This is a genomic window from Segatella copri (assembly GCF_019127135.1).
GTDB lineage: Bacteria > Bacteroidota > Bacteroidia > Bacteroidales > Bacteroidaceae > Prevotella.
The window spans coordinates 1-16325 of the sequence record NZ_JAHOEA010000031.1; the positions used below are offsets into that span (position 1 = coordinate 1).

The 16325-nt window shown below is 46.6% G+C and carries 16 protein-coding genes and 1 pseudogene; 11 read left to right on the forward strand and 6 right to left on the reverse strand.

The features are described 5' to 3' along the window. Positions 1-242: 242 nt before the first annotated feature. Complete coding sequence (gene tnpB / locus KSW37_RS09260) at positions 243-590, reverse strand: IS66 family insertion sequence element accessory protein TnpB (RefSeq protein ID WP_118189835.1); 348 nt, start codon at positions 588-590, stop codon at positions 243-245. After that, the gene (locus KSW37_RS09265; RefSeq protein ID WP_217314250.1) at positions 578-988 is read right to left on the reverse strand and encodes a hypothetical protein; all 411 of its coding nucleotides are present in this window, start codon (positions 986-988) and stop codon (positions 578-580) included. The genes tnpB and KSW37_RS09265 overlap by 13 nt, the downstream gene beginning before the upstream one ends. 338 nt (positions 989-1326) lie before the next feature. Between KSW37_RS09265 and KSW37_RS16235 the strand changes: the two are divergent. Further along, positions 1327-1467: pseudogene (locus KSW37_RS16235) on the forward strand (Rpn family recombination-promoting nuclease/putative transposase); the annotation flags it as partial. Between the two features lie 432 nt (positions 1468-1899). On the opposite strand, the gene KSW37_RS09275 reads toward KSW37_RS16235, so the two are convergent. From KSW37_RS09275 to KSW37_RS09285, 3 genes are read right to left on the reverse strand one after another with little or no spacing between them, the layout of a single operon-like run. Next, entirely contained in the window at positions 1900-2439 is a 540-nt protein-coding gene (locus KSW37_RS09275) for an RNA methyltransferase (protein WP_217314251.1), read from the reverse strand. Positions 2440-2477: 38 nt separating this feature from the next. Further along, positions 2478-2909, reverse strand: a complete 432-nt coding sequence (locus KSW37_RS09280) for a SufE family protein (RefSeq protein WP_006848257.1) — start codon at positions 2907-2909, stop codon at positions 2478-2480. Next, on the reverse strand, positions 2909-4174 hold the full coding sequence (locus tag KSW37_RS09285; protein ID WP_217314252.1) for a peptidase U32 family protein: 1266 nt from the start codon (positions 4172-4174) through the stop codon (positions 2909-2911). Before KSW37_RS09285 ends, KSW37_RS09280 begins: the two co-directional genes overlap by 1 nt. Before the next feature lie 212 nt (positions 4175-4386). On the opposite strand from KSW37_RS09285, the gene KSW37_RS09290 reads away from it, so the two are divergent. The 10 genes from KSW37_RS09290 (at position 4387) to KSW37_RS09335 (ending at position 15444) form a co-directional block, all read left to right on the forward strand. Next, positions 4387-5337 carry a FimB/Mfa2 family fimbrial subunit gene (locus tag KSW37_RS09290; protein WP_217314253.1) on the forward strand — a complete coding sequence of 317 codons (951 nt, stop codon included), beginning with the start codon at positions 4387-4389 and terminating at the stop codon, positions 5335-5337. Between the two features lie 62 nt (positions 5338-5399). Then, a complete protein-coding gene (locus tag KSW37_RS09295; RefSeq protein WP_217314254.1) occupies positions 5400-6485 on the forward strand; it encodes a C1 family peptidase in 1086 nt (361 codons plus the stop codon). An 822-nt stretch (positions 6486-7307) separates the two neighbouring features. Beyond that, on the forward strand, positions 7308-7952 hold the full coding sequence (locus KSW37_RS09300; RefSeq protein ID WP_217314255.1) for a hypothetical protein: 645 nt from the start codon (positions 7308-7310) through the stop codon (positions 7950-7952). Between the two features lie 2 nt (positions 7953-7954). Next, entirely contained in the window at positions 7955-9478 is a 1524-nt protein-coding gene (gene rpoN, locus KSW37_RS09305; protein ID WP_217314256.1) for an RNA polymerase factor sigma-54, read from the forward strand. Between the two features lie 58 nt (positions 9479-9536). Then, the gene (locus KSW37_RS09310; RefSeq protein ID WP_217314257.1) at positions 9537-10145 is read left to right on the forward strand and encodes a phosphatase PAP2 family protein; all 609 of its coding nucleotides are present in this window, start codon (positions 9537-9539) and stop codon (positions 10143-10145) included. A gap of 25 nt (positions 10146-10170) precedes the next feature. Further along, complete coding sequence (gene purE, locus KSW37_RS09315; RefSeq protein WP_153082413.1) at positions 10171-10677, forward strand: 5-(carboxyamino)imidazole ribonucleotide mutase; 507 nt, start codon at positions 10171-10173, stop codon at positions 10675-10677. Between the two features lie 52 nt (positions 10678-10729). Next, positions 10730-12598, forward strand: a complete 1869-nt coding sequence (locus KSW37_RS09320) for a 4-hydroxy-3-methylbut-2-en-1-yl diphosphate synthase (RefSeq protein WP_217314258.1) — start codon at positions 10730-10732, stop codon at positions 12596-12598. Positions 12599-12865: 267 nt separating this feature from the next. Then, complete coding sequence (locus KSW37_RS09325; protein WP_217314259.1) at positions 12866-13573, forward strand: response regulator transcription factor; 708 nt, start codon at positions 12866-12868, stop codon at positions 13571-13573. Between the two features lie 89 nt (positions 13574-13662). Beyond that, positions 13663-14475 (forward strand): hypothetical protein, encoded by an 813-nt coding sequence (locus KSW37_RS09330; RefSeq protein ID WP_217314260.1) that lies wholly within the window; start codon positions 13663-13665, stop codon positions 14473-14475. A 12-nt stretch (positions 14476-14487) separates the two neighbouring features. Then, on the forward strand, positions 14488-15444 hold the full coding sequence (locus tag KSW37_RS09335) for a sensor histidine kinase (RefSeq protein WP_217314261.1): 957 nt from the start codon (positions 14488-14490) through the stop codon (positions 15442-15444). 67 nt (positions 15445-15511) lie between these two features. On the opposite strand, the gene KSW37_RS09340 is transcribed toward KSW37_RS09335, so the two are convergent. Further along, complete coding sequence (locus KSW37_RS09340) at positions 15512-16324, reverse strand: DUF3108 domain-containing protein (protein ID WP_217314262.1); 813 nt, start codon at positions 16322-16324, stop codon at positions 15512-15514. Position 16325 lies beyond the last annotated feature (1 nt).

A 16325-nucleotide genomic window follows, 5' to 3' on the forward strand; every position in this document is an offset into this window, starting at 1 on the left:
GATTCCTTTCTGGACGAGCAGTTCTTCTAATGACTTTATACGTTCAATGAGTTCGTTGACCTGTGTAGTCAGCGAACTCACTGTATCATTAGCAACTCTTAGTTGCTCCTTTAGAAGTTCTATAATTTCGTCCTTTTTCATAGTGCAAAGGTACGAAAAAATATCGAGATATGCAAATATTCTTATATATTATTTTTAGTTATTTTGTTGACACACAACATGTTAGAGTTATCTTGCTGCTACTATAGATTGAGTCTCTTTCTATATTTCATGCTTTTTAGGCAAATTCCGCTCATGATGGCCGATAGTGTCCTGTACGGCATTTTGCATTGTTTGTTCTTGGGGTCAAAGAATGGTAATTCAAAGGTTCCTCGCTCCAATCGCTTCTGGTACAGCAAGAAACCATCGCCATCCCACTTGAGCATTTTTACCTGCTGGCGGTTCTTGGAGAAGAAGATGAATACCGCACCACCAAGTGGCGGAAGTTCCATCTCGGTTCTCACTATCTGATACAAGCCATTTATGCCCATGTTCATTCGTACGTATCTCTGGCAGACATAGTACTGGGTACTCTCATTCAATCCAAACATCCTGCATCCTCCTTCTCATAAAGTTTCATCAACGCCATAACAGACTTGGCACATCCTTTTTTAACGGAAACCAAAGTTCCATTTGGAAAGGTTATGTTTATGCCATAAAGGAGGTCTTCCATAGGCAGATCTATGGTAGGAGGTTCCATAGGCACGAACATCATGCCTGTACTTGATGCAGATGCTTCTGCTTTTTCTCTGCGGGCTGCCTCCTGGGCTTGGCGGATTTCCTTTTTGGCACGCAAAACAGAATATCCTTTTTCGCACATCCAGTTCATCATGGTGCGATGATTTACATGTCTTTCCTTCAAGAAAGGGGTAAGTTGGGCCTTGGGATTTCGGCTCAGATAGACCAAGAAGGAATCCCAAGCCTTCTCATAACGTTCGTTTGCTGTCATAATTCATGTGATTTTAAAATTATGGTGCAAAGGTACGAACAAATGAGAAGACTACAATGGTATAAATGCGGAGCCGCTTACTATTCAAGAATACGGCTGCATCGGGTTACAAATATGGCTGCATCGGGTTACGAATATGGCTGCGTAGGCTAACGGAGACGTATCTGTAAGCTTATCGAGACGTCTGCATCAGCTAACAGAGACGTCTGAACTCGCTGACTGAACTACTTGAGTTGCTTGATTGAACCACTTGAGTTAGCTGACTGAACCACTTGAGTATTCTTCTTCATGTGCTTGCATGCAACCATAAAACTTTTTCAGCAACTTTTCCCGGAAGTATGGAAGAAGGCAGAGTTGAAGGCAAACATGAGGCCAACACTGAAACAGCACAACGTTTACTGGCGATGGGACTTTCTGCCGAACAGGTAGCCAAAGCTACCCAGCTACCTTTGGAAATCATTAAGAATCTGAGCAATTCAAAAAACTCAAGTTTCGCATGTAAGCTCCACACGCTCCAGGTATCAGAACACCATGGTATCCCCACATGCCCCAGGCATCAGAAGAGCATCATGTCCCCACACGCCCTGGGCTAGGAGCTTTTGGACCTTCAGCCCGTACTTAAACCACATGCGAAAGCTCAGGACTCTAATAATTCATTCCGAAGTACCAGAGAGGGATGATGATTCCATGCCCCGTCTATCATATCTTGCTCTTTTAGATGAATATCGTTTAAAACTGCAGCAAAGATACAAATAATCCCTCAATGAGGGATGAATTCTTTCGAAAAGTTCCCTCAATGAGGGATGAATTTAATCATTTTTATCCCTCATTGAGGGATTTTTGCACATTGTTATTAACAAATGAGTTCATGCCAAACTTCGCAAAAAACGCAAGTTTGGCATGAACTCAACTTATAGCTTCAAAAGTTTGGCAAACTCCCAGACTACAATACCGGCGGTAACGCTGACATTCAGGGAATGCTTGGTGCCGAACTGAGGAATCTCCAGACAGCCATCGCTCATATCTACGATGTTCTGCTTCACACCCTTCACCTCATTGCCGAAAATAACGGCGTAGCCTTTGGGAAGTGAAGGGTGAGCCTCAGGCAGGTTCTGGAGCTTGGTGGAGCCTTCTACCTGCTCGATGCTATATACAAAGTAGCCTTTCTGCTTCAACTTCTCTACCGCCTCTTCGGTAGTCTTGAAGTATTCCCAATCCACGCTATCTTCGCCACCCAACGCCGTCTTGTGAATCTCGGCATTGGGAGGGGTGGCGGTGATTCCGCAAAGATACACCGCCTCTACACGGAAGGCATCACAGGAACGGAACACACTTCCTACATTATATAATGAACGCACATCATCCAGGACTACTATCAGGGGCAGTTTCTCGGCTTCCTTGAATTCCTCCAGGGTAAGGCGATTCATCTCTATCGTTCTTAATTTACGCATTATAATATACCTTTTATATATAATGTGACCAGAGGCGGTTAAGCCTCTGCCTCCTTGGTCTTGTAGGCAAGGGCGTACATGCGAATCTGCTTGATCATCGCCAGAAGACCGTTGCTGCGGGTTGGACTCAAATGGTCTTTCAGACCAATCTTCTCTACGAAATAGAGATCGGCATCCATAATCTCGGTTGGGGTATGACCGCTCAACACACGGATGAGGAGGGCGATGATGCCCTTTACGATGAGCGCATCGCTGTCGGCAGTGAATACGAGCTTGCCATCTACGTAATCGCATTGCAACCATACGCGGCTCTGGCAGCCGTCGATAAGGTTCTGCTCGTTCTTGTATTTCTCGTCGAGAGGAGCCAATTCGTTGCCCAAGTCAATGAGCATCTGATACTTGTCCATCCAGTCGGTGAAATCCTGGAACTCCTCTACTACTTCATCCTGCAATTCATTAATTGTTGCCATTATTTTATTTCTTTAATTTCATTTACTGTAATCAACTTATAGAGCTTGTCGTTAGGGCGTACCTTATCTGGTACAGGGATGGAAACTCTCCAGCCCTGCTGCGCTGTTTCTACCGGTTTCAGGTCGTAGCGGATTTCATCGGCATGGAGATACATCACACCGGTGGTGTTACCTGTAATCAGCAGTTTCTCGCCCTTGTCGAAGGTAGATGCCTCTACGGCTACTTCTGCCACGCCCAACTTAGAGAAGTATTTCATCACCTTACCCACGAGCACCTTCTTCTCGGTAGCTACGGAACCGTAATGCTTGTTCCATTCACCGAGAGTCTGACCCTGGTAATAGCCATCCCAGAAACCACGGTTGAATACGGTAGCGAGTTTCTTATCCCACTCATCCTTCTTCTCCTCGGTAAAGGTGCCGTCGAGCACGGCAGCTATCGCCTCCTTATAACATTTCACTACGGTATATACATATTCAGGACCACGGGCACGGCCTTCAATCTTGAAGACGCGCACACCGGCATCCATCATGCGGTCGATGAAGCGGATGGTCTTCAGGTCCTTCGGACTCATCACATACTTGTTGTCGATTTCGAGTTGGTTGCCAGTTTCGTTATCTGTAACAGTATAGCTGCGGCGGCAGATCTGCACACACTCGCCACGGTTGGCAGAGCGGTTGGCATTGGCGAGACTCATGTAGCACTTGCCCGATACAGCCATGCACAGAGCACCATGACAGAACATTTCGATACGAATCTGCTTGCCCATCGGGCCGCAGATGTTCTGCTGCTCTATCTGCTCGTGGATGTACTTCACCTGATCCATGTTCAATTCACGTGCCAGTACGGAAACATCTGCAAAGCGTGCATAAAACTTCAAAGCCTCTGTGTTTGAGATATTTAACTGTGTGGATAAGTGAACCTCTTCGCCCACTTCGTTGCAATAGCTCATCACAGCCACATCGCTGGCGATGACGGCAGAGATGCCTGCCTCCTTGGCAGCATCAATAATTTCCTTCATCGTTGGGATATCGTTGTCGTAGATGACTGTATTGACGGTGAGATAGGTCTTGATGCCATGCTCATTGCAGGTGGCAGCTATCTCTCGCAAATCATCGATGGTAAAATGGTTGGCAGAATGGGAACGCATGTTCAACTTACCGATTCCGAAGTATACGGAGTCAGCGCCAGCCTGTATGGCAGCAGCCAAAGACTCGCGTGAGCCCACTGGTGCCATCACTTCAAATTCGTTTATCTTTGTATTCATGAATGCAATTTTCTAATTTCAGGTGCAAAGTTACACCAAAATGAAGACAAAACACAGAAAAATAGAGAAAAAATGAAAGAAATTCGATTATCTTGACAAATCGAATAAAATTATTTGCCTATATTTGCATACAAATAAGAATATTCCATCAGGATATTCGTTTTTTAATCAGGTTCAGTTTACAGCTGGCATAACATTAAATGAAAAAGCGCATGAAGAAAACATTGCTCTCAGGAATGTTTCTATTCCTCGCAATGGCCGCAATGGTTAGTTGCACTCAAGAAAACGTGATGCTTGAAACAACACCACAAGTAAAGAACCAAGAAGTTAGATTCAGCTTCTTCGAAAGTTCCATTGTGCCTATTGGCCAAGGAGAAGGGAGTAATCTGGCGAGAACGAGAGCCGGAGAGGAAGCAAAATCGCTCAAGGATGCACAGCTCTACACGGAACTGGAGGTATGCCTCATTCCAAAAGGGGACAATACCACTGCCGGCTACACTGTAAGACAGGAAAGCACGGAAGACAATTTCGGCAACGTAAGCCTCAATGTTCCACCAGGCGAATACACTCTCGTTGCCGCTGCCGTCAATACGAATATGGAACTGGAAGAGCGAATGAACATCAAAAACAGAAGCGAAATGACTTTTGCCAACAATATCGTGCGCGATATGGCATATTGCTATCAGGATATCAAGGTGGAATCGGGTAGCAAGGCGGTAAGCCAGAATGTTTCGCTCAAACGTGGTGTGAGCTGCTTTGTACTCAACGCCAACGACAAGCCTACCCTAAATGGCAACTCGTATGATATCACAGTAAGCGGAAACTGCGGTACCGTATTCGACCCTTCTACCGGATTCTGTAAGGAGAAAGCTAATATCGCCCGAAGCTGGACATTCGATCCTAAAAAATACCAGACCAAACACCTCGGTTTTGATGTGTTTGTCCTTCTGGGTGCTGATGACGTGACCAACCTCCAAGTAACAGCCGAAAGTAAAGATAAGGAGGGAAAAGCCATCAAAACCTGCAGTTTTGACAACGTGCATCTGGTAATCGGAAAAAAGACCATCTATACGGGTCCGCTGTACACCTATAAAAATGGTATGTCGTTCAGTATCAGCGAACCGACGATGCCGAAATCGGATTATGGCAAGGTATTTCAATGACACTAAGGAGAATTAAGAAAGATTAATGCCACAGATTAAAATCTTTTTTGTATTTTTGCGGCATGGAAAGAAAGAAAATCATAACTATAGGACTCGCTCTGCTTGTATTCGCCGGGTGCGGATACAGGCAGCAGCGGGTCGGTATCGCTGAGACTGATGGAGGGGAAGACTATCTGCCGGAGCATATCCACCTGATCAGTACTACACCCGTCAAGGACCAGGGCAACAGCGAACTCTGCTGGGCATACGGCATGCTTGCCACCATCGAAAGCGAGCATATCATGAAGGGAGATTCCGTGAATCTCTCCATCGCCTACGTAGCCCGCATGATGCTGGAAGAACAGGCGCTGGAATATTACTTTGCACAGGGAAAGAAGAATATCAGCCTGCGCGGTACTGCCCCGATGCTGATACATTATATAGATAAGTATGGTGCGCAGCCATACGACAGCTATGAAGACCCGAAGCACGTGAACTACAAGGTGCTCTGCCGCAAAGTGCAGAAACTGTGCGACGGTGCCATCTCGAAAAAGACGGGCATCGGTCAGCTCAAGGAGGAACTGAACGACCTGTTTGACGCAGAAATAGGCTACATGCCTGCCAAAGCCGTACACATGCTGGGCGCCGAATATACCCCTCAGGAGTTTGCCCACAGCGTATGTTATCCTGAGGAGTATGTATCACTCACCAGTTTCTCTCATCATCCTTACAGAGAATACTTTGCACTCGAGGTTCCTGATAACCGGATGCACAATGCTTACCTGAACCTTCCGCTCGACGAGCTGATGCTCCACATACAGAAGGCAGTAGAAAAAGGGCATCCGGTATGCTGGGAAGGCGACATCAGCGAACCGGGATTCAAAGCACCCCGAAAGAACTGTGTCGACATACAGCAGATGGAACGCCCCGTGACCCAGGCTTCGCGACAGAAGGAGTTTGAACAGCTCCGCACCACCGACGATCATGTGATGGAAATCATAGGTACCTTCATGAAAGGCAAGCAGAGATTCTACGTCTGCCGCAATTCATGGGGTAAAAACTGGGGCAACAAGGGACTCATCTACCTGTCGGAAGACTATCTGCGCCTCAAGACCATCGCCGTATCTATGAGCGAAGAGGCGTATCTGTACGACCGGTCAGGACGATGAACGGTTCCATGAGGCAGCATAATCCTCCTCTCTATATATAATAAGGTATAAGTCACAGAACAGGCTCTTGGTATGAAGAAAGTGTTAAAATGGTTGACATACATCAAATAGCTGTTAAATAGCACGTGTGTGCGCACACACACAGTTGATTTATATCAAAAAAGAGGCTTTTTTATGTGATTTTCTCTTAAAACATTTGGTGGGTTCGGAAAATCGTCGTACCTTTGCATCGTCAATAAGACAAAAAGGTTATTAGGTTTTTAGGTTAAGATTGTTAGTTGTTTTAGGTTATTAGTTAGTTTATAGGTAAATTTAAGATTGTTTATTCAGAGAAACGGTATTAGTTAAGGTAAAGAAAAGATTGTTTATTCAAGGACGACAAAAAGTTTAGGTTATTAGGTTTTTAGGTTTAAGATTGTTAGTTGTTTTTTTATTAGGTTTTAGTTTAAAGGTAAATTTAAAGATTGTTTATTCAAGGAATAACAGGATAATTTCAACAGGTGAGTTGAAGGTAAAAAGATCAAATGTATGGGATAACCAAAGATGACGCCTGAGCAGAATTGCTGCTTCGGGCTTCGTAATGGAAAGGGAAACAAAACCCTTGAGTTATGAGAAATTTGGGAATATCGAATTTAAAGAGCGCAATTTCGAAATATTCGAAGTTGCGCTCTTTGTTTTTTGACTTCTTTACACCTATTAATTCTTAACTCCTTTACTCCTAGACTGGAGAAAGTTCAATTTAAGAAAAAATAACCGCTAAATTATTTTGTTTTACCAACGAAAAATCGTAATTTTGCAGAAGATATATAAAGATAAGAAATTATGGCAAGACATCCTCTCTGGAACGAAGAAAACTGGCTCCTGCTGCTGCAGCTGTACCAGAAGAAGCCTATGGGCGTGAAACCTCTCTACTCGAAAGGGATGGTCGACTTGAGTCTGGAACTGCACATTCCTCCTGAATTTCTGCACGAACAGATGTTTAAACTCAGAATGGTGACTCCGAGAATCAAGCGACTATGGGAGAAGTATGCCGATAAACCACAGCTGCTGAAGCGCGACATACAGCGCATCAGGCAGATGAACGGCTGCGGAAACGCCATGCAGTTCTTCGAGGGAGTGGAAGTGAAGGAAACATTCGAGAAAAACTGGGAACCACTGGAAGGCGAACCATCGCTCACACCCGTAAAACTCATCATCATCCTCGACCTCTACTTCCAGCTCACACCAATCACCATGGTGCCGGAAACACCGGAAATCATCGACCTGGGCAAACTCATCAAAACATCACCGAAGGTCATTGCCGAGGCGATGGGCGTATTCATGTACTGCGATCCTTATCTCAACCGCGAAGATGTACTGATACACCCGCTGCTAGAAGCATGCAGCGACATCTGGCACCAATACGGAAACGGAAATCCAGACAAGCTTTACCAGCTTGCCAACGAACTAAAAGAATACTTTAAGTAATTATGGCTCAAAAACTCATACAGACACAGGCACAGAAGTTACAGCAACTTCAAAGACTTTCAGCCCAGCAAATGCTGCAGGTGAAACTGTTGGAAATGCCGCTCACGGAACTGGAAGACAGTATCAATGCAGAACTGGACGATAATCCCGCTTTGGAAAGCGAGAACCCAGACGATATGCTCAACGAGAATGTCGCCAATGATGATTCGCCCGCTGATGATGAGTACGACAACAGCAACGATGAGGATGCCTACGAGGCTGAATCTGAAAAAGAAGCAAGAAAAGACGAACTGGACCAGGCGCTGGAAAGCATCGGAAAAGATGACCAGATGCCTGATTACAATACAGACAGATACAACAACCAGGACAGCGCCGACTACGAAGAAATGGTTTACGGCGACACCACCTCTTTCTATGATAAGCTGAAGGAACAGATGGACATGCAGCCGCTCAGCGACAAGGAAAAGAAAGTGATGGAATATCTCATCGGTTCACTGGATGACGACGGACTGCTCCGCAAGGATCTAGACAGCATCTGCGATGAACTCGCTATCTATCACAACATCGATGTTACGGAAAAAGACATAGAGCATGTACTCCACATCCTACAGACCTTCGACCCAGCCGGTGTAGGAGGAAGAAGTCTGCAGGAATGCCTCCTGCTGCAGGTTAAGCGACTACCGAGAGGTGTGCTCCGCAAAACGATGGAAGAGGTGTTTACCGACTATTTTGAAGAGTTTACCAAGAAACATTGGGACAAGATCAAGGCAGGATTGGAACTGAACGATACACAGGTAGAAACCCTACAGGAAGAAATCAGGAAACTGAATCCGAAACCGGGCGCATCGATGGGCGAAACCGAGGGCAGAAACATGCAGCAGATTACCCCCGACTTCATCATCGACACCAATGACGACGGAACGATAACATTCTCGCTGAACCGCGGCAACATTCCGCAACTGACAGTTTCGCCATCATTCACCGACATGATTGACACCTACAGGAAGCATAAAGACAAGATGAGCAGAAGCGATAAGGAAGCACTGCTCTACGCCAAGGAAAAGGTGGACAAGGCACAGGGATTCATCGAAGCCATCAAGCAGAGAAGACATACCCTCATCGTCACCATGAAGGCGATCATCGACATACAGCGGCAGTTCTTCTTGGATGGAGACGAGGCTGACCTGAAACCGATGATCCTGAAGGATGTGGCAGACCGCACGGGACTGGACATCAGTACCATCTCGAGAGTGAGCAACGTGAAGTATGCCCAAACCAAATGGGGCACCTTCCCGCTGAAGTTCTTCTTCACAGACAGCTACACTACTGAAGACGGCGAAGAGATGTCTACCCGCAAAATCAAGATTGCCCTGCACGACATCATCGAGAAAGAAGATAAGAAAAAGCCGCTCAGCGATGATGCTCTCGCCAAACTGCTGAAGGAAAAGGGATTCCCTATCGCCCGACGAACCGTGGCAAAATATAGGGAGCAACTGGGCATTCCGGTGGCACGACTCAGGAAATAAGCCGGTGCCCACCACAAAATATTTGAGAGATAAAAAGAATATATACGTTATTAGTGTTATGAAAGAGAAGAATATCATATTGACAGCACGCATCATGAGCATGATCTTCACGCCCTTCTATCTGCCGATGGTAGGACTGATTGCTCTGTTCATCTTCAGTTATATGTCGCTGTTACCGATAGGATACAAACTGGTGATGCTGGGCATGGTCTATCTCCTGACCGTCGTAGCTCCATCGCTACTCATCCACCTCTACCGTATGGTTCAGGGCTGGACCTCGCGTGAGTTGGGCAAGAAGGAGCGCCGTATCGTGCCTTACATCCTCTCTATCGTATGCTACTTCGGCTGTTTCTTCTGGATGGAATACCGCAATACGCCTCGTGTCATCAGTATCATCGTAGTGGTAGCGCTGGCAATACAGATGATTTGTGCCTTCATCAATGTATGGTGGAAGATCAGCACCCATACGGCAGCCATCGGAGGTGTGGCAGGAGCCCTGGTGTCCTATTCTGTAGCCTTCGATTTCAATCCGCTGTGGTGGCTCTGCATCGTACTGCTGATGGCAGGCTCAGTAGGAAGTGCCCGTATGATACTCCGACAACATACGCTGTCACAGGTAGTTGCAGGATTTCTGATAGGCACCGCCTGTGCTATATTGGTAATATAAAGTTTATAATAAAATATAAGAAGAAATGAAACCATTAGTAAGCATTATTATGGGCAGCACTAGCGATCTGCCTGTTATGGAAAAAGCATGTAAGTGGTTGAACGACAACCAGATTCCTTTCGAGGTTAATGCCCTCTCTGCTCACCGCACTCCAGATGCAGTAGAGTCATTCGCCAAGGGAGCTAAGGAGCGTGGCGTGAAGGTAATCATCGCCGCTGCCGGTATGGCTGCCGCCCTTCCTGGTGTTATCGCAGCATCTACTCCTCTGCCAGTTATCGGTGTGCCTATCAAGGGTATGCTCGATGGTCTTGATGCCATGCTCAGCATCATCCAGATGCCTCCTGGCATTCCTGTAGCTACTGTTGGTGTGAATGCGGCTCAGAACGCTGCCATCCTCGCTGCCGAAATGATTGCCCTTGCCGATGAGGAAGTGGCAAAGAAGGTAGAGGCTTGGAAGGCGGGTCTCGGTGCCAAGATCGAGAAGGCCAACAAGGATCTGGCTGAGGTGAAATACGACTTCAAGTGTAATTAATCTAATATGTGATATGCCCCATTCTTTTGGGGCATATCTTATCTTATATATTATGGTAGATTTATTCAATTATACCCGCCGTGCCTCTTCTGTGGCACATATCGGAGCCATCGACCTGGGTGGCGATAATCCTATCCGCATCCAGTCGATGACCACCACCAACACCAATGATACCGAGGCTTGCGTTCAACAGGCTGAGGAAATCATCAAGGCTGGTGGCGAGCTGGTGCGCTTCACCACTCAGGGTTCCCGCGAGGCAGAGAACATGAAAAACATCAATGCCGGCATCCGTGCCGACGGCTATCAGACTCCGCTCGTAGCCGATGTTCACTTCAATCCTAACGTTGCCGATGTGGCTGCTCTCTATTGTGAAAAAGTACGCATAAACCCTGGCAACTACGTGGATCCTGCCCGCAAGTTCATCAAGCAGGAATATACTGATGAGGAGTATGCTCACGAACTTCAGAAGATTGAGGAGCGTTTCGTACCTTTCCTCAACATCTGTAAGGAGAACCATACTGCCATCCGCATCGGTGTGAACCATGGTTCACTCTCCGACCGCATCCGTAATCGCTACGGCGATACCCCTGAGGGCATCGTAGAGAGCTGTCTCGAATTCCTGCGCATCTGCAAGAAGGAGAATTTCCACGATGTGGTTATCAGTATCAAGTCATCCAATACCGTTGTCATGGTCCGCTCTATGCGCCTCCTGGTTGAAGAAATGGAGAAGGAAGGTATGAATTATCCGCTCCACCTCGGTGTAACCGAAGCCGGCGAAGGCGAGGATGGCAGAATCAAGAGTGCCGTAGGCATCGGTGCCCTCTTGGCTGATGGCATCGGCGATACGGTTCGCGTGAGTCTGAGCGAGGAACCTGCTGCAGAGATTCCAGTGGCACGTCATCTGGTAGATTATATCGGCAAGAAGAAGGGGCATCTGATGATTCCTGCCGCAGCTTGTCCTTCATTCGACTGGCTACACCCTACCCGCCGCGAAACCGTGGCTGTTGGCAATATCGGCGGCAATAATGTGCCTGTGGTCATCAGCAACCGAATCAACGGCGAGAGCACCGCTTGTGAGAACAAGGATGCTACGCCTGATTATATCTATATAGGCGGCAAGATGCCTAAGCAGTTTGTGCCAGGTCAGAGCTACATCGTAGATTACAATGTTTACGAGACGCTGAACAGCAAGCCAGAGACTACTGGTGCCAAGCTCTACCCTATCTTCCCAGCCATGGCAATGCCGCTCATCGCCAGCATCAAGGCCGACGTGAAGTTCCTCACCCTGCAGTTTGGTACTCCAGCCGAGGAATACATCGCCTGCCTGAAGGCTCATCCAGAGGTGGTGGTTATCTGCGTCAGCAATCACCAGAACCGCCTGGGCGACCAGCGTGCATTGGTTCACGAGATGATGAATGCCGGCTTGAAGAACCCTGTGGTTTTCGCAGAGATGTACCAGCACAGCAAGGAGGAGAAGAGCGACTTCCAGCTAGAGGCTGCAGCCGATATGGGAGCCCTGATGATTGATGGTCTGACCGATGGTATCTGGCTGATGAACAATGGCGATATCCCTACCCAGACTGTAGATGAAACCGCCTTCGGCATTCTCCAGGCAGCCCGTCTGCGCACCAGCAAAACCGAGTATATCAGTTGTCCTGGTTGCGGCAGAACCCTCTACGATCTCCGTGAAACCATCGCCAAGATCAAGGAGGCAACCAAGCATCTTAAGGGCCTGAAGATTGGTATCATGGGCTGTATCGTGAATGGTCCTGGCGAAATGGCGGATGCCGATTACGGCTACGTAGGCGCCGGTCCTAACCGAGTAAGCCTCTACCGCAAGCAGGTTTGCGTAGAAAAGAATATCCCGCAAGAGGTGGCAGTAGAGCATCTGCTCGCTCTCATCGACTCGGATAAGCAATAATTATTTGGGCACGGATTACACAGATTACACGACTCTTTATTAGAAATTATGATATGGTTTATTAGCAGTTGCGCCATAAATCCGTGTAATCCACGTAATCCGTGCCTAATTTATACCCGCCCCTAATCACTCCCCGTTCCTAATCCATAGTGCCTTCAAAAGTTCAGGAATGAATGTTATCTTTAAGTTAATCTCCACCTCTTTATATGGCTCTTTCACAAAAAAAATGTATCTTTGCAACTGTAATCATCAAAAACTGAAAAGATTATGGCAAATACTAAACTGCTCCTGGTAGAGGATGATGAAAATCTCGCCTATATGGAGAAAAGTTGCTTCGAAGATATCATCGGAGGATATGAGGTGAAAACTGCCGTAAACGGCAAGGAAGGACTGAAGGTGTGGCAAGACTTTCAGCCCGATGTCATCGTATCTGATATCGACATGCCCATCATGGACGGAATAGAAATGGTGAAGAAAATGCGCGAGGTTGATGGAAAAACCATTATTCTGTTTACCACCGGACTCACCTCGCCGAAGGACCTGAAGGCAGGTTATGCTGCCGGAGCCAACAACTATGTGAAGAAGCCGTTTGTTCCAGAAGAGCTTGATGCTCATATACATAGCCTACTCCAACTGAAAGCCGGAGCCCGCAGTGAAAACGCCAGCAACCAGATAAAACTGGGTAAATACATTCTAGATGCCGACCATGCTACTCTGAAAGATAAGCAGGATGGTAAACAGAAAATGCTCACCGCACGAGAGGCAAAGATTCTGGAACTGCTGGCAGTAAACAAAAACGAGGTGGTGCGCCGCGAAGCCGTATTGAGCCGGTTCTGGGGAGTGGAAGACAAAGACTATTTTGCTTCCAGAAGTCTGGATGTATTCATCAAGAAAATCCGCACAGCGCTGGAAGACGAACCGGGCGTAGAACTGAAGACCATCAGAGGTGTGGGATTCAAGCTCATCGCAGAATAGGCGCATCTCAACCCTCAGAAAATCAGTAAAACGAATCATCTCTATACGGAATGATAGAAAAGAAAACAGATTATTAAAGACAAACATATATGTTAAAAGCGATACTATACTTCTTTCTCCTGATAGCTGAATTTTTCATCACTATCCTGATAAGCGGTTTCAGCTTTGGCCTGTATTATGCCTATATAGGTAGTGATCACATGCCAGGCAACAGCAAGGGAGATATGACTACAACAGAAGCATTTCCTTTCATCATAGCTTTCGCCCTGATAGCTACACTCATCATCTGGTTTACCTTTCATAAAGGCAAGTTTTCGAGTTTTACACTAGGCAAGGTGAAACCAAAGAGCAAATGGCAACTCATGCTCTACAGTTCTATGCCAATGATGGGCTTCACTCTCGCCTATTATGCCCTAATGAGCTACTTCGACATCCATTTTATACCTAAGGAAATGAGCCAGTTCAGCTTTTTCCAGTTTCTCCCACTGATGTTGGTAGGCTCGTTTATGTCTGCCTACGTATTTTATGGTGCCATTCTGGAAGAACTTCTGAAGAGCGGAAAGAAGAAATGGGTCGTTCTACTTGTATACTTGCTCATGATTATGCCAACTACGCTGACAGCAGGTTCGGGCGAGGGAATGACACTTTGGATATTTTACGTCCTGGCAGCCCTCCCATGCACATTATACGGCTTCTGGCTTTATTGCAAAACCCGTAGTTCCATTGTGATATTAGCGGTTTATCTCATATCCAACATGATTCCGTTCAACCTGGGCAGCAACTGGGTTACCATCTTGCTGTGCATCCTGGGACTGGGCGTGATGGGCTATGGATTTTATCTTCTCAAGAAGAATATTGAACCATTGCTGATACAAGAGGATGAGGAAGAAAAAGAATACTAAAACCACCTGATTATGAAGGCAAACAGAACCAAAATGCTCGGTACGATGGCGCTGGTAGCCGTACTGTGCATGCAACTTTTCTGGATATACAACTCATTCCAGATGAGCGTTCACCAGATGGGCTACGACGATCCTTGGAGTCTGGCAGCCGATGTGAGGGCGCATGCCTTTTTCTCGGCACTCTACCAGAGTCGCATCACGCTGCTCACTTCCCTACTCACCATGGTGGTCATCATTCTGAGCCTTATCGACCAGATCAACTACATCGATGAGCAGGAAAGGGTTCGCCTGCTACGCGAGGACTTCTCCTATGCCATGGTTCACGACATGAAGTCGCCGCTCACCTCCATCATCATGGGAACCAAATATCTGCACAGCGGCGTACTGGAGAAGAAACCGGAAATAAAGGAGAAATACTTTTGTATCGTAGAAGAGGAGGCACAGCATCTGCTGGCTCTCATCAACCGCCTGCTTACCATCTCGAAACTGGAACATGGTAAACTGAGCATCCAGAAGGCTGAAATAGATCTGGAGGCGATGATAGAGGATGTGGTGGATAAATACAAGGCGAAATCGGCGAAACCGATTCATATCACCACCCTATTCGGAGCCACTTCGGCACTGGCAGATGAGGAATATCTGAAGGAGGCTATCAGCAATATAGTAGATAACGCCACCAAATACTCGAAGGAAGAAATCAACATTCAGATTTCCACCTCCGAGAATGACAGAAATGTATATATCAAGATATACGATGAGGGTATCGGCATAGCCAGAAGTGAGATGAAAACCATCTTCAACCGCTTTGAGCGTGCTGCTGAGCACGAAAGAGATGCCCGGAAGACCCGTGGCGGCTTCGGTATCGGTCTGAACTATGTGCTGCAGGTTATTAATGCCCATGGTGGCAAAGTAAGCGTTAAGAGCGAAAAAGGCAAATGGTCGGAGTTCACCATATCGCTACCGAAATAATCAACTTGCACAGCCATATTAATAACAAAGCTCCCGATGCATCATGCACCGAGAGCTTTATTTTATCTTATTTCACGATTGAAGAAACCGGATTTCTCACACCCTTCATTCCTACGAGGAATGCCTTGGCAGCACCAAACTTGAGGAACATATCCAGACGGATAGGAATATGATTCTCATCATCGGTTACATAGAAATCTACGATTCTCTTATACTTGCGATCCTCATACTCCATATAGGCAAGGCGCAGGCAACGGTACTTCACACCATTATCTGCCTTGATGGTAACCTTACCGTCGAACTTTATCTGAGCTGGAGTGCGGTTCTTTCCATCAGCAATAGGGAATTTTACGGTATAACCCTTCTTCCAGTTGGCAGGATTGAAACTGCGGGCACGCAGGAAGATGTTCATCATGTCAAAAACACAATCATCGTAGGTGGCATTCTTCCATACATGCTTACCATCATGCTGCTGACGGTGCTGTTTGAGATGACACTTACCGCCAGAATAGCTGTAGAATACCTCATCTACCGTATAGCGCTTGCCCTCGTGAGCTCCCTTACGGAAATACATAGGCGCCAAATCGGTGCCGCTGTAACAGAGCAGAGTGTCGCGAAGCACAAAGATATCATCTACACGCTTATTGCCTCTTGTAACAAGAGAACCGCGATAAGCAGGCTTACCATGACGGGTGGTTTGGATGATAGACATACTGGCATTACCAGCTTTTACCCAAACAAACTTCCAGTTATAATACAGATTGTAAGTAAGGAACTCACCTGACTTGAAGGCTGTATTACGGAAAGTACACTGGGCAGACATCGTAGTGCTGACCAGAAGTAGCAATAATGCTATCCAGAATGATTTGATTGTTTTCATA

Excerpts from the sequence above, each read along its gene's own strand:
- tnpB (WP_118189835.1), bottom strand. The coding sequence starts at position 590 with ATGTTTGGATTGAATGAGAGTACCCAGTACTATGTCTGCCAGAGATAC.
- KSW37_RS09265 (WP_217314250.1), bottom strand. The coding sequence starts at position 988 with ATGACAGCAAACGAACGTTATGAGAAGGCTTGGGATTCCTTCTTGGTC.
- KSW37_RS09275 (WP_217314251.1), bottom strand. The coding sequence starts at position 2,439 with ATGCGTAAATTAAGAACGATAGAGATGAATCGCCTTACCCTGGAGGAA.
- KSW37_RS09280 (WP_006848257.1), bottom strand. The coding sequence starts at position 2,909 with ATGGCAACAATTAATGAATTGCAGGATGAAGTAGTAGAGGAGTTCCAG.
- KSW37_RS09285 (WP_217314252.1), bottom strand. The coding sequence starts at position 4,174 with ATGAATACAAAGATAAACGAATTTGAAGTGATGGCACCAGTGGGCTCA.
- KSW37_RS09290 (WP_217314253.1), top strand. The coding sequence starts at position 4,387 with ATGAAGAAAACATTGCTCTCAGGAATGTTTCTATTCCTCGCAATGGCC.
- KSW37_RS09295 (WP_217314254.1), top strand. The coding sequence starts at position 5,400 with ATGGAAAGAAAGAAAATCATAACTATAGGACTCGCTCTGCTTGTATTC.
- KSW37_RS09300 (WP_217314255.1), top strand. The coding sequence starts at position 7,308 with ATGGCAAGACATCCTCTCTGGAACGAAGAAAACTGGCTCCTGCTGCTG.
- rpoN (WP_217314256.1), top strand. The coding sequence starts at position 7,955 with ATGGCTCAAAAACTCATACAGACACAGGCACAGAAGTTACAGCAACTT.
- KSW37_RS09310 (WP_217314257.1), top strand. The coding sequence starts at position 9,537 with ATGAAAGAGAAGAATATCATATTGACAGCACGCATCATGAGCATGATC.
- purE (WP_153082413.1), top strand. The coding sequence starts at position 10,171 with ATGAAACCATTAGTAAGCATTATTATGGGCAGCACTAGCGATCTGCCT.
- KSW37_RS09320 (WP_217314258.1), top strand. The coding sequence starts at position 10,730 with ATGGTAGATTTATTCAATTATACCCGCCGTGCCTCTTCTGTGGCACAT.
- KSW37_RS09325 (WP_217314259.1), top strand. The coding sequence starts at position 12,866 with ATGGCAAATACTAAACTGCTCCTGGTAGAGGATGATGAAAATCTCGCC.
- KSW37_RS09330 (WP_217314260.1), top strand. The coding sequence starts at position 13,663 with ATGTTAAAAGCGATACTATACTTCTTTCTCCTGATAGCTGAATTTTTC.
- KSW37_RS09335 (WP_217314261.1), top strand. The coding sequence starts at position 14,488 with ATGAAGGCAAACAGAACCAAAATGCTCGGTACGATGGCGCTGGTAGCC.
- KSW37_RS09340 (WP_217314262.1), bottom strand. The coding sequence starts at position 16,324 with ATGAAAACAATCAAATCATTCTGGATAGCATTATTGCTACTTCTGGTC.